At 72.8% G+C, this 12,925-nt stretch carries 9 protein-coding genes; all 9 read right to left on the reverse strand.

Annotated elements, in window-relative coordinates:
- Positions 1-2: 2 nt before the first annotated feature.
- Genes VKA29_RS11320 through asnB form a run of 9 tightly spaced genes read right to left on the reverse strand, consistent with a single transcriptional unit; the run spans position 3 to position 12,922 of the window.
- Positions 3-650, reverse strand: a complete 648-nt coding sequence (locus tag VKA29_RS11320) for a PIG-L deacetylase family protein (RefSeq protein WP_324785232.1) — start codon at positions 648-650, stop codon at positions 3-5.
- Positions 647-1,456 carry a glucose-1-phosphate cytidylyltransferase gene (locus tag VKA29_RS11325; protein WP_324785233.1) on the reverse strand — a complete coding sequence of 270 codons (810 nt, stop codon included), beginning with the start codon at positions 1,454-1,456 and terminating at the stop codon, positions 647-649. The genes VKA29_RS11320 and VKA29_RS11325 overlap by 4 nt, the downstream gene beginning before the upstream one ends.
- Positions 1,453-2,688, reverse strand: coding sequence for a class I SAM-dependent methyltransferase (locus tag VKA29_RS11330; protein ID WP_324785234.1), 1,236 nt, complete (start codon positions 2,686-2,688; stop codon positions 1,453-1,455). The genes VKA29_RS11325 and VKA29_RS11330 overlap by 4 nt, the downstream gene beginning before the upstream one ends.
- Complete coding sequence (locus tag VKA29_RS11335) at positions 2,685-3,926, reverse strand: glycosyltransferase (RefSeq protein ID WP_324785235.1); 1,242 nt, start codon at positions 3,924-3,926, stop codon at positions 2,685-2,687. The genes VKA29_RS11330 and VKA29_RS11335 overlap by 4 nt, the downstream gene beginning before the upstream one ends.
- Positions 3,927-3,928: 2 nt before the next feature.
- Complete coding sequence (locus VKA29_RS11340; RefSeq protein WP_324785236.1) at positions 3,929-5,275, reverse strand: O-antigen ligase domain-containing protein; 1,347 nt, start codon at positions 5,273-5,275, stop codon at positions 3,929-3,931.
- Between the two features lies 1 nt (position 5,276).
- On the reverse strand, positions 5,277-6,818 hold the full coding sequence (locus VKA29_RS11345) for a right-handed parallel beta-helix repeat-containing protein (protein WP_324785237.1): 1,542 nt from the start codon (positions 6,816-6,818) through the stop codon (positions 5,277-5,279).
- A gap of 8 nt (positions 6,819-6,826) precedes the next feature.
- Positions 6,827-8,770, reverse strand: a complete 1,944-nt coding sequence (locus VKA29_RS11350; protein ID WP_324785238.1) for an alginate lyase family protein — start codon at positions 8,768-8,770, stop codon at positions 6,827-6,829.
- Positions 8,767-10,959, reverse strand: a complete 2,193-nt coding sequence (locus tag VKA29_RS11355; RefSeq protein WP_324785239.1) for a bi-domain-containing oxidoreductase — start codon at positions 10,957-10,959, stop codon at positions 8,767-8,769. Before VKA29_RS11355 ends, VKA29_RS11350 begins: the two co-directional genes overlap by 4 nt.
- Before the next feature lie 28 nt (positions 10,960-10,987).
- Positions 10,988-12,922, reverse strand: coding sequence for an asparagine synthase (glutamine-hydrolyzing) (gene asnB / locus VKA29_RS11360; RefSeq protein WP_324785240.1), 1,935 nt, complete (start codon positions 12,920-12,922; stop codon positions 10,988-10,990).
- Between the last annotated feature and the right edge of the window lie 3 nt (positions 12,923-12,925).

Genomic DNA, 12,925 nt, shown 5'->3' on the forward strand with positions numbered 1-12,925 from the left:
GTTCAGTCCCCCAGGTCGATCGTGAGTTTGGTGACGGCGAACGCCTCCGCGTAGCGGGCGTGGCATTCGATGCCGCGGATCCGGGCCAGGCCGAGGAACGCCTCCCGGTCGTACCAGGGCCGGTGCCGCTGCGAGGGGTAGTGCTCCTGCAGCAGTCGCACCTTCCGCTCGGCGGTCTCCGGCGACAGCGGCTGGTACACCGACGGACGGCCGAGATCGCCGTCCCACTTGACGATCTCGTAGCCGAGCACGAGGTGGTCGCGGAACGCGGTGGGCAGCAGCCGCGCCAGTCCGCGGTGATCCTGGTGCGCGTCGTCCCTGCGCGGGGCGAGGATCAGGTCGGGGTCGGTCCGCTCGCGCAGCTCCTCGACCGCGGACTTGGCCTCCTCCCAGTGGGCCGGGAACCGGCCGTCCGGCAGCTTGTGCACGCTCAGCCGCAGGTCGGCGCCCGGGCAGAAGGCGGCGAGCGCGGCCCGCTCCTCCTGCTCCCGGTCGGTGCCGCCGCCGGAGAGCACCAGCGCGTCGACACGGATCCCCGGCCGCGCGCCGCACAGCGTCAGCAGTGTGCCGCCGGCGCCGATGGCGATGTCGTCGCAGTGCGCGCCCACTGCGACGATCCGTTCCGGGCGCCCGGCGCCGAGCCGGATCACGCGGTCCTCACCCCCGCGTGCGCCGCCGCGCCGTCCCGTTCCCACACGGCCCACGGACGGTCGCCCCGGGCGTAGGCGTCGTCGAGCGCCGCCCGCTCCTTCACGGTGTCGGTCGGCTTCCAGAAGCCGCGGTGCTGATGCGCCACCAGCCGCCCGCGCTTGGCCAGTTGGGCACATCCGTCGGCGACCAGGTCCCCGTTCTCGGGGATGTGGTCGAAGACCTCCTGGCGGAGCACGAAGTAGCCGCCGTTCTCCCACAGCGGCAGTTCGCTGACCGCGGTGATGCCCCCCACCAGGCCGTCCTCGCCCAGGTCCACGCAGTGGAACGAGGACTGCGGCGGTACCACCATCATCGACGCACCGGCGTCCCGCCGGGCGAAGTTCTCGATCATCTCCGGCAGCGGCGCGTCGGTGAGCACGTCGGCGTAGTTGGCGAGGAACATCTCGTCGCCGTCCAGGTGGTGCCGCACCCGGCGCAGCCGCTCCCCGATCGGCGACTCGATGCCGGTCTGCGCGAACGTGATCGTCCAGTCGGCGATGTCCGTGGACAGCAGCTCGGTGCGTCCGCCGCGCAGCACGAAGTCGTTGGACGTCGTCTCCTCGTAGTTGAGGAAGAAGTCCTTGATGTGGTGGGCCCCGTAGCCGAGGCACAGGATGAACTCCTTGTGCCCGAAGTACGCGTAGTAGCGCATGACGTGCCAGATCAGCGGTCGCGGCCCGACCATCGCCATCGGCTTGGGCACGTCGTCGGAGGCTCCGTCGCGCATCCGCATCCCGTAACCGCCGCAGAACAGGACGACCTTCATGACTCCCCCTCGACGATGCTCAGTTCCGGGATGGGAAAGACCAGCCGGCCGCCCCAGCCGTGCACGAAGGACAGCTGCTCGACCAGCTCGGCCCGCAGGTTCCACGGCAGGACCAGGACGTAGTCCGGCTTGTCGGCGGCTATCCGCTCGGGCGGCAGGACGGGGATGCGGGTGCCCGGGGTGAACCTGCCGTGCTTGTACGGGTTGCGGTCGACCGTGTACGGGAGCAGGTCGGGCCGGATCCCGCAGTGGTTGAGCAGGGTGTTGCCCTTGCCCGGGGCGCCGTAGCCCACGACCGTCTCGCCGCGCTCGGCCGCGTCGATGAGGAACCGCAGCAGATCCCGGCGCACCTTGGCCACCCGGGCGGAGAACTCGGTGTACCCGGACAGCTCCCGCAGCCCGGCGGCCTTCTCCCGGTCGAGCACGTCGGCCACCCGCCGGGTCGGCTCGCCGGCCACCTCGCTCGGCCGGGCCCACAGCCGGATCGAGCCGCCGTGCGTGGGCAGCAGCTCGACGTCCACGAGCGCGAGTCCGCCGCTCGCCAGGGCTCGGCTCGCCGACGCGACCGTGTAGTACTGGAAGTGCTCGTGGTAGATCGTGTCGTACTGGTTCTCCTCGATCAGGGTCAGCAGGTGCTGCACCTCGATGGAGACCCAGCCGTCGTCGGCCACCAGGGCGCGCAGCCCCCGGGTGAACCCGACCACGTCGGGGATGTGCGCGTACACGTTGTTGGCCACGACAAGGTCCGCCGGGCCGTGCTCGGCGCGGACCGCCGAGCCGGTCTCGGGGCTCAGGAACGCCGTGAGCGTGGGCACACCGGCGTCCCGCGCCGCGGCACCGACGTTCACCGACGGCTCGATGCCCAGGCAGCGGATCCCCCGGTCCACCACGTGCCGCAGCAGGTACCCGTCGTTGCTCGCGACCTCGGCCACGAAGGAATCGGGACCGAGGGCGAGGCGCTGTACGGCGTCGGCGACGAACCTGCGCGCGTGCTCCACCCAGGAGGTCGAGTACGAGGAGAAGTACGCGTACTCCTCGAACGTCTCCTCCGGCGTGATCAGCGGAGGTATCTGCGCGAGCCAGCACTCGGTGCACACCCGCAGGTGCAGCGGGTACGCCGGCTCCGGCCGGTCCAACTGGTCCGCGGCGAGGAAGCTTTCGCACGGTGGCGTCGCCCCCAGGTCGACGACGCTCGCCATCGCTTCCGAGCCGCAGAGTCGGCATCGTGTCATCTGCTGTCCCCATCCCCCCTGCTCGCGCGGGTGTCCCCGCCGCGAGCCGGTGCCGACCGTCCCGCGATCGCGGTGCGGTACTCCTCCACCAGGCGCTCCAGGCCGACGGCCGGGCTGAAGCCCTGCTCGTAACGGCGCCGGGCCGCCCGGCCCATCTCCCGGTTGCGGGCCGGTCCGGCCGCGATCCGGCGCATGCAGGACGCGAGCGAGGCGGGGTCGCCCGGCCGGTGCAGCAGCCCGGTCACCCCGTCCTCGACGAGTTCGACGAAGGCGCCGTGACCGGCGGCGACGGTCGGGACCCCGGCCGCCATCGCCTCCACGACCACCAGGCCGAACGCCTCCAGCCAGGTCGAGGGAGCCACCACGGCGACCGATCGCGCGATGGCCTTCCGGCACTCCGCCGGGTCCAACAGGCCGACGTGGCGCACGTCGTCGCGGCCCGCCGCCCAGGCGGTCACCTCGCGTTCCAGCGGCCCCGCGCCGGCGATCACGAGCGGGACGCCCACCCCGCCGCTCGCCGCGATCTCGTCCCAGGCGGCCATCAGCAGCCGCACGCCCTTGGCCTCCGCGAGCCGGCCGAGGTAGAGCAGATGCTCTCCCTCGCCCACCCGGCGAGTGCCCGGGTCGGGAACGAAGTTGTGCTTCACCGTCAGCCGCTCGGCCGGCATGCCGGACCGCACCAGCACGTCGCGCTGCGCCGCGGAGATGCACAGGAACCGCTCCACGCCGGACCACCACCGCCGCCGGTTGACCGACAGGCTGACCGCGAGCGGCACCGTGGCGAGGCGGGAGCCGCGGTAGCAGCCGTGCCGGACGGCGGGCAGCGGCGCCGATCCGACGCACTCCGTGCAGGGCCGGCCGTCGCGCCGCAGCGTGCCGGGAGGGCAGACCTGGGTGTAGTTGTGCAGCGTCGCGACGGCGGGCACACCGGCGTCGGCGCAGGCGGCCAGCACCGCGGGCGACAGGAGCGGGAAGACGTTGTGCACGTGCACCACGTCCGGCCGCTCGGCGCGCAGCCGGGCGGTGAGTTCCGCGCGCACCCCCGGGTTCCACGGCACGAGGAGCGGCACCGCGGCCTTGCCGAGGAGGGAGCGGGCGGCGATGTCGTCGCTGCGCCGCTCGAACACCTCGACCCGGTGCCCGCCCGCGCGCAGCAGCTCCACCTCCTGGTCGACGACCTTGTTCTCCCCGCTCGGCTGCGCCGATGCGTAGCGGTTGTGCACCACCAGGACGCGCATGCTCACATCACCTCCGGTCTGCGGGCCCAGCGCGGGACGCGTCGTCGAGGCACTTCGGGCGTCGGGAGGGGCACTTCGGGCGTCGGGAGGGGCACTTCGGGCGTCTCGGCGGCAGCGGCCTCGGCGGGTGTCGCCAGCAGCGAGGCGGCCAGGGCCAGATGCAGCAGATACGGCGAGGCGTCGCCGAGACCGGCCTCGGTGTACGACGCGATCGCGCAGTAGCTGATCAGGAAGATCGCGCAGGCCCTCCGCAGCGACGGCGGCCGCAGCAGCGCGACGCCGCCCAGCACGACGAGGAACGCCGCGACGAGGGTGACGCCGATGAGCCCCTGTTCGTTGTAGACGGCCAGCCAGCTGTTGTCGATCGGCAGCCCGCCGAACGACTTGTCGCCCAGGCCCACCCCGAACAACTGCTCCGAGGTCGACCGGGGCTCGGCCAGCAGGGCGTCCCAGACCTTGGCCCGGCCGGTGAGGCTGGAGAAGTTCTCCCGGCTCTGCCCGCGCAGGAACCACGACTGCAGCGCGGAGGCGAACCCCACCGCGGCCACCACGGCGCACAGCACCGCCCAGGTGAAGAACCGGCGGGCCGCGGCGCTGGTCAGGACGAGCGAGCCGATCGCCGACGCCAGCCCGAGGAGCAGGCCGAGCGTGGCCGTCCGGGTATGGGTCAGCGCGAGCAGGACGAGTGACGGCACGATGACCACGGCCGCGCTCGCCCGGTCGGTCCTGCGCCCCAGCAGGAGCAGCACGGTGAGCCCGGTGATCACCGCGGCGTACTGACCGATCTGCGGCGGGGTGAGCGGCCACAACGCGCCGACGAGGCGTCCGCCGTAGAGGTCGGGCAGCGCCGCGCCCGGTGAGACGGCCAGCCCGGCGGCCACCGAACCGAGCACCGCGAAGTACATCCGGATGTGGTGCCGGACGAACGTCATGCCGCCGTCCCACCAGCGGCTGAGCAGCCACAGCGTGCCGACGAAGAGAGCCAGCCGGAAGCAGCGGAACAGCGCGCCGAACCCGGACTCCAGGTTGGCGCTGGAGACCACGCTCATCACCAGCAGCAGGGTGAGCAGGAACAGGTAGGCGCTGCCCCGGACACGCAGCCGGAGATTGACCGCGAGCGCCAGCGCGAACGCGGCGACCAGCGCGCCCATGGTGACCATCTGGATGAGCGAGCGGGGCAGCGGGACGATGGTCCTCGCCCCGGCGGAGCCGAGCGTGTCGAGGACGAGCAGCCCCCAGACGACACCGACGATCCGCGGTGTGCCGGCGGGGCGCGATGCGGCGCCGGGCCGCGTTCCCGCCGTGTCGGGTCCGCCCGGCAGCCCGGCCGGCCTCCGGTCCGTGCCCATCTCAACCACCGGCCAGGGGGTCGAGGGTGCTGCCCGCGTCCTGCCGGTACGGCGTGCCCTGCCACTCCAGGAAGTCGAGCACCCGGCTCGTGTCCTGGACCACGAATTTCCACGGCCCGATGTAGACGTTGTCGTGCCAGCGGTTGTGCTGCCCGGTGGTGATCGCGTCCGCCACCCGCTCGCCCTTGTACGGCGACCAGTCCGGATAGGTTCCGTAGTTGGCGAGGAGACCCATCCGGTCGCACTTCTCCGTGCACTTGACGACGGACTCGTCCAGGACGAAGCGGTTGTCGTGGATGTCCACCCGCTGCGTCTTCCACCGGCAGTCGGCGTAGAGCGGCGCCTTCGCGATCGCCGACCCGGTACAGCGCCCGGTGTCCCGCACCAGCAGAGTGCATTGACCGGACGAGGTGTTGGCCGGGCTGTTGCAGAATCGGTCGGCGTTCTCCCACAGGGTGATCCCGGACCAGTTGTTCTCCAGCACGTTCCGGTAGATCTCGATCCGGTCGGTGCGGGCCCGGATCCGTGGTTCGCCGCCGGACTCGGACACGTAGACGGTCGCGAACGGGAAGCTGTCGCCGCCCTCGGCCGCCCTGCGCCCCTCGACCCAGTTGTTCCGCCGGATCGTGTTGTTCCGGATGACCGCGTTGTAGCTGATCTCGTAGATCAGCGCGGCACCGTCGTTGGCCTCGACCACATTGTCCTCGATGAGGAAGTCGTTGTTGTTGGTGTCCGCCCACAAGCCGGTTCCGTGGTTGCCGTGCACCCAGTTGCCGCGCACGTCGGCGCCGTCGACGGCCCAGAACTTGATGCCTCCGGTGCAGCCGCAGCCCTTGCGCCGCCGCTCCCAGTCGCCGGTGTCGTTGCCCACGATCTCGTTGCCCTCGACCACCAGGCCGCGGATACGGCCGTCGGCCTTGTAGGCGTTCATTCCGTACTGGCCGTTGCCGCGCAGGCAGTTGGCGCGCACCCGCTGGCGGGCTCCGGCCATCAGCCCGGCGCCGGAGTTGTGCTGGATCGTCGAGTGCTCGATCACCCATCCGTCGGCCGAGTCATGGTTGACCACGCCCTCGTCCAGCGGCGCCACGAAACGCTGCACGGTCAGGTAGCGGATGGTGACGTCGCGGGCACTGCCGCCGAACGCGTACTGGTTCTTCTTCCGGCCGTCCAGCACCGCGCCCGGCGCACCGATGTAGCGGTCCCCTTCCTTGGGGATGACCTGGGCGTAGCGGTCCGGGGCGAGCCGGTGCCTGCCCGGTCGCAGCCAGAACGTGGTGTTCGGGGGGCTGTTCCGGGTCTTCGCCGCCAGGTCACCGACCACCGCGGGGTCGACCGTCACCGCGCCCGCCGGAGCCTTCGCCGGCCCGGCCCCGGGCTCGGCGCACACCCGCGCCACGGGCGGGGCCGCGGACGTGGACGGCGCGGCCTTCGGCTCCGCCCCGGCGCTCGACGTGCTGTCACAGCCGGCCGCCGACAGGACCAGCGCCAGCAGGACCAGCGCCGGCGCCGCCACCGCCGTCCGGTGCCGCCTCTTGAACCCCACGCGCCCCCCTACCCGCGGAACCTGAGCACGGTGGTGAACCCGTCCGCGCCGTCGGTGAAGCCGGTGCCGACCAGGGTGGTGGCGGGTTCCTTGCGCCCGAATCCGGGGGAGTACCAGCCCAGCGGCGGGTCGGTCTCGCCGCGGTGCGCCCGCCAGGACAACTGCGCGGGCAGTTCGAGCACCGCGGAACGTCCCGCACCGTCCCGGACCCAGGTGAGCACGGCCCGGTGCCCCGTCAGGTCCGCGGTGACCGCCGGTCCGAGGTGGAACGCCAGGCGCGCCTCCCGGCGCGGGCCGCGCACCTCGTCGACCATCCGCAGCTCCCGGCTCGCGGCCGTCAGCTCCACCCGGCGGCGGTGCACGGAGCCCTGGTAGCCGTCGTGCTCTCCGCACCAGCGGGCCACCCCCTCGCCGGACGGGTCCGCGACCAGGACGCGGCCGCGGGCATGCCTGGTCCACAGGAACGGGCCGCCGGAGACGGACTGGTCACCGCCGTCCAGTTGCAGGGTGTTGTGGCCGAGGGTCGAGCGGAAGTACCGCCGCCACTCGGGCTGCCCGTGGTAGCAGTACGTCCCCGGGTCGGCGAGCACGTCGACCCCGTCGTGCCGGACCTCCACGGACAGCGCGTCCGCGTGGGCGTGCGCGGCGATGGACAGGAAGCCGTGCGGACCACCGTCGCAGCGGCACCAGATCTCGCCGGGGCCGCGCAGGATCGTCATGCCCGCGTCGGCGAAGTGCGCCGGCCGGCCGGTCGGGCGGCGCACGGACAGCTCGGCGGGTTCGATGAGCGCGGCCAGCAGCGGGGTGCGGACATCGGTGCCGGTCACCGCCGGCCACCACGCGAGCCGGCCGAACACGGCGTCGCCGGTGGCCAGCAGCGAGGCCCAGCGGTCGGTGCCCGCGCCGTCCACGACCAGACCGTGCCCGTCGTCCGCGTCCCCCTGGCGCGGCGGCCGCAGCCGGCCGTCCACGACGGCGGCGAGCGCGTCGGTCATCCGCAGCAGCACCAGCCGGACCGACGCGGGGACCGGCACGCCGGCGGCGTCCGCCTCGGCCACCGCGGCCAGGCCGAGTTCCAGCACGAGCCCGTGGTACTCGGTGGCCAGCTCGCGGTTGAGGCCGGAGCCGAAGGTGTTGGCGCGCAGCTGCCGTTCCAACGACCGCAGCGCGTCGGCCCGCCAGCGCACCGAGGCGGGGAACCACCCGAACGCGCAGGCCGCGGCGAACTGCCCGGCGGCCTCGGCGATCACGTGGTTGTTCGCCGAAGAGCCCCGGCTGGGGAAGGCGGCCAGCCAGCGCTGGTGGTGCCAGATCTGGTTCAGCGCCACCGGGTTGCCCTCGAACAGCCCGCGCGCGCCCGGCCAGCCGTCCAGCAGCCGGCGGATCCACACCCAGGACAGCAGCCGGATGCCCAGCTCGATACCGCTGGTCCAGTGCACGCCGCGCAGCGGCGCGTTGGCCGCCCACCAGGACCGCAGGTGCTCGGCCACGCGCTCGGCGTACCGCTCGTTCCCGGTGACCGCGTAGGCGGCGGCGAGCACGGTCAGGTACTGGTGCCGGGACAGCTCCCAGATCTGCTTGACGTCCCCGACCGCGTCCTCGTCGCGGTACGGCACGTCGAAGGCGTAAGCCCACGGAGCCCGGCGCCCGGTCTTCGGGTCGCGGCACCAGTCCGGGTCGACCAGGTCCTCGCGGACCACCCCGAAATACTCGGCCTGCCCGTACATCAGCCGGTCCGCCTCGGCGACGAGCCGTTTCACGGCGTCCGCGGGGACCGCGGCGATCGTCCCCGCGGGCAGCACCGCGGTGAACCGGGCGCCGGTCACGCTCGGGCAGTCCGGCCGCGCCGACCGCCACCGCCGCCTGCGCACCGCGTCGCCCACCCGGCCGCCCACCTCCCGCGGCCCCATCCGGGACAGCCGCCGCAGGTACCAGCCCGCGCTCATGTTCATCGCGTCCTCGCCAACGTCACCGGCGCACCGGCGGCCAGGCCGGTCCGCACGGCGAGGGTGGCCGAGGTGGTGGCGACCAGCGACTCCAGCGGCACCGGCATCGGCCCGCCGGTCCGCACGGCCTTGACGAAGGCGGCCAGCTCGGCGGACTGGCCCTTGTCCCGGGCCTTGGGCAGCCGCGAGCTGACCCACCGCTCGGGCCCGTGGACCGAGGCACGGACGAAGTCGTCGAGCCGCAGCACCTTGCCGTCCGCGACCAGGTCCAGCGTCTCCTTGGGGAAGCCGGGTGCGCCGGTGGTGACGTAGCTGATGGTGGCGATGGACCCGTCCGGGTAGCGCAGCACGACCTGCAGGTCCTCGTTGCCGGACGTGCCGACCGCGTACACCGAGACCGGGTCGGCCCCGAGCAGCCAGCTCGCCGTGTCGATGAAGTGTCCGCCTTCGCCGGCGAACCGCGAGCCCTCGGTCCCCTGCCGGAGGTACCAGCTGCCGTGCTGCAGCCGGCCCGCGTTGACCAGGTAGCGCAGGCTCGCCTGGCCGGTCCGCGCGCCGAACCGCGTCCTGGCCTCCCCCAGCAGCGGCGCGAACCGGCGGTTGAAGCCCACCTGCAGCCGGTCGTTGCCGGACTCCTCCACCGCCGCCAGTACGCCGGCCAGCTCGTCCTCGGTGAGGGCCAGGGGCTTCTCCACGAACACGGACTTGCCCGCCAGCAGTGCCTTCCGGGTGAGTTCGGCGTGCGAGCTGTGCCGGGTGACCACGAACACCGCGTCGATGGAGTCGTCGCCGAGCACGGAGTCGAGATCGGTGGTCGCCCCGGCGAAGCCGAACTTCCGCTGCGCGTTCGCCGCGGACAACGCCGTCGTGGTGACGACCGCCGACAGCTCGACACCGTCGCGCCGCGCCAGGTGCGGCAGCAGCATCGACGTCGCGTAGTTGCCCGCACCGACGAACGCGAGGCGCACCGGCGTCCCGGCGGCCCGGGCCGGCCCGGACACTCCGCCGCCGGGCCGCTTCACCGCGGGCACGGCCACCGCGGGGGCCCCGGCCTGCTCCGCTTCCCCCGCCTGTCCGGGGTACCGGAACAGCACGGCCACGGCCTTCAACTCGCCGTCCTTCAGGCGCCGGTACGTCTCGGCCGCGTCGTCGAAGTCGGCGATGTGGGAGACCAGCGGCTGCACGTCGACGTCGCCCCGGGCGACGAGGTCGAGGAAGCACCCCAGGTTGCGGCGCTCGGTCCAGCGCACGTAGCCGATCGGGTAGTCCCGGCCCTCCAGCTCGTACTCCGGGTCGTAGCGCCCGGGGCCGTAACTGCGTGAGAACCGGACGTCGAGCTCCTTCTCGTAGTACGCGTTCCACGGCAGGTCCAGGCGGCACTTGCCGATGTCGACGACCCGGCCGCGGTCCCGGCTCAGCCGGGCGGCCAGCTCGACGGGCTGGTTGCTGCCGCCGCCGGCGGCCAGGTACACCTGGTCCACGCCGTGACCGTCGGTGAGTTCGGCGACCGCGGCTTCCACGGCCGCGGACGCCGGGTCGCCGCAGGCCGCGGCGCCCAGCCGCTCGGCGAGCCCGCAGCGCGCCGGGTCGGGGTCGACCCCGACGACGCGGACACCCGCGGCGGCGAGGAGCTGAACCACCAGCTGCCCGATCAGGCCGAGGCCGATGACCAGGGCCACCTCACCGAGCTGCGGCTCCCCTCGACGGACGCCCTGCAACGCGATCGACCCGACCGTGCCGAAGGCGGCGTGCCGCGGCGCGAGGCCGTCCGGCACCGGGACGTAGAGGTTCTTCGGTACCCAGTTGAACTCGGCGTGCAGCGCGTGCTCGTTGCCGGCGCAGGCCACCAGGTCGCCGACCTTCACATCGTCGATCCCGGCGCCGACCTGCTCGACCACCCCGCACAGCGAGTAGCCCAGCGGCGTGTAGGAGTCCAGCTTGCCCATCACCTTGCGGTAGGTGGCGGGCACCCCGTTGGTGGCCACGCTCTGCATGACCTTGGCCACCTGGTCCGGCCGGGAGCGGGCCTTGCCCAGCATCGACATGCCGGCCTCGGACACCTTCATCAGCTCGGTCCCGGTGGATATCAGCGAGTAGGCGGTACGGACCAGCACACCGCCCGGCTTGCACCCCGGCACCGGCACGTCGAGCACCGCCAGCTCGCCGCTCTTGTAGTTCTGCACAACCTGTTTCACCCGAAGTCCCCTTGTTTCTGAGCCGTCTTCACGCCGCCGGGTGAGCACCCCGGCCGGGCCCGGGGGTCGCCTCGCGGTACCAGTACTCGAGGGTCAGCACATGCCACAGATGCTTGGAGAAGTCCCGCTGTCCGGCGGCGTCCTCGGCGACCATGCGGGCGAGCGCGTCCCGGCGCAGCAGCCCGGAGCCGACGAGCGCGCCGTCGTGCACCACCTCGCGCACCAGCGGTGCCAGATCCCGGCTCATCCAGGCCCGCAGCGGAGCGCTGAACAGGCCCTTGGGCCGGTGGACGATCTCCCGGGGCAGGACCGAGGCGGCCGCCTCCTTCAGCACGGCCTTGCCCTGCCGTCCGACGATCTTGCGGTCGCCGGGCACGGCGAACGCCGCCCTGACCACCTCGACGTCCACGTACGGCACCCGCACCTCGGTCGAGGCGGCCATGCTGGAGCGGTCCGTGTACGCGAGGTTCAGGCCCGGCAGGAACATCCGGGCATCGGTCAGGCACATGCGGTTGACGAAGTCGTCGAGGTCGTTGTCCCGGTAGACGTCCGCGTGTTCGGTCAGCACCTCCTCGACCGTCCCGGCCAGGTCCGGATGGAGAAGGGCGAGCAACTCGTCCTGGTCGTACATGGTGTAGCTGCGCCGGAACGCGGTCTCCTCCGGCAGCTCGGCGAAGGACAGGAACCGCTTCGCGAAGCGCACCGACCGGTACCCCCGGCGGGACGTGGCGACCGGCAGCCTCTCCACGGCCCCGGACACCGCGCGGCGCAGCGGCCGCGGGACACGCTGGTAGCGCAGCGCGAGCAGGTTGGCCAGGTGCTTGCGGTACCCGGCGAACAGCTCGTCGGCACCCATCCCCGAGAGCATCACCTTGACCCCGGCCTCCCGGGCGGCCGAGCAGATCAGGTACGTGTTGATCGCTGCGGGGTCGCCGATCGGCTCGTCCAGGTGGTACGTCATCCGCGGCAGCAGGTCGAGCACGTTCGGGGCGATCTCGATCTCGTGCAGGTCGACGCCGAACCGTTCGGCCACCTGCCGGGCGTAGCGCAGGTCGTCCGGCATCGCCTCGAACCTGGCGTCCTCGGCGCGGAAGCCGATCGTGTAGGCGGAGATCCCGGGTCGGCGGCGGGCCGCCAGCGCGGTCAGGTAACTGGAGTCGAGGCCGCCGGAGAGGAAGGTCGCCACGGGCACGTCGGAGAGCAGGTGACGCCGGGTCGACTCCTCGACGACGGCGGCCAGGTCCGGCAGTTCGCCGCTCCGGGCCCGCTCCCGGCCCTCGGCGGCGACGTCCCTCAGGTTCCAGAACCGGCCGCGCTCCACCCGGCCGTCGGGCCGGCACCTCAGCCAGCTCCCCGGCGGGAGCTTCTCCGCTTCGCGGTAGGCGCAGCGCGAGTCCGGCACCCAGTAGTACAGCAGTGAGGCCACCAGCGCCGCATGGTCCACCCGCAGCGTCCCGCCGGTCGCGGCGGCGAGCGCCTTGAGCTCGGAGGCGAACACCAGGCCCCCGCCGCGCCGGAGCAGGAACAGCGGCTTGATGCCGAGCTGGTCGCGGGCGAGCACCAGGTCACCGGTCCGCTCGTCGAAGACGCCGAACGCGAACATGCCGCGCAGCCGGGGCAGGCAGTCCGTGCCCCAGCGCCGCCAGGCCTGGAGGAGCACCTCGGTGTCGGAGGTACCGCGGAACCGCACCCCGGCGGCTGCCAGCTCGGCACGCAGCTCCGGCGCGTTGTACAGCTCGCCGTTGTACGTCAGGGCGAGGCCGTCGGAGACCATCGGCTGGGCGCCGGTCTCCGACAGGTCGATGACGGACAGCCGACGGTGCCCGAGCTGCACCTCGCCGTCACCGACGGGGTGACCGTAGCGGCCCGTGCCGTCCGGGCCGCGGTGGGCGAGGGTGTCGGTGAGGCGGTCGGTCAGGACCTTTCCGTCCGGCCAGCGGTACGTGCCTGCGATGCCACACATGTC

It is taken from the genome of Streptomyces sp. H51 (assembly GCF_035656535.1).
Lineage (GTDB): Bacteria > Actinomycetota > Actinomycetes > Streptomycetales > Streptomycetaceae > Streptomyces.

Bases quoted from the DNA above. Each gene is read 5' to 3' on its own strand.
- VKA29_RS11325 (WP_324785233.1), bottom strand. From the start codon at position 1,456: ATGAAGGTCGTCCTGTTCTGCGGCGGTTACGGGATGCGGATGCGCGAC.
- VKA29_RS11330 (WP_324785234.1), bottom strand. From the start codon at position 2,688: ATGACACGATGCCGACTCTGCGGCTCGGAAGCGATGGCGAGCGTCGTC.
- VKA29_RS11335 (WP_324785235.1), bottom strand. From the start codon at position 3,926: ATGCGCGTCCTGGTGGTGCACAACCGCTACGCATCGGCGCAGCCGAGC.
- VKA29_RS11340 (WP_324785236.1), bottom strand. From the start codon at position 5,275: ATGGGCACGGACCGGAGGCCGGCCGGGCTGCCGGGCGGACCCGACACG.
- VKA29_RS11350 (WP_324785238.1), bottom strand. From the start codon at position 8,770: ATGAACATGAGCGCGGGCTGGTACCTGCGGCGGCTGTCCCGGATGGGG.
- asnB (WP_324785240.1), bottom strand. From the start codon at position 12,922: ATGTGTGGCATCGCAGGCACGTACCGCTGGCCGGACGGAAAGGTCCTG.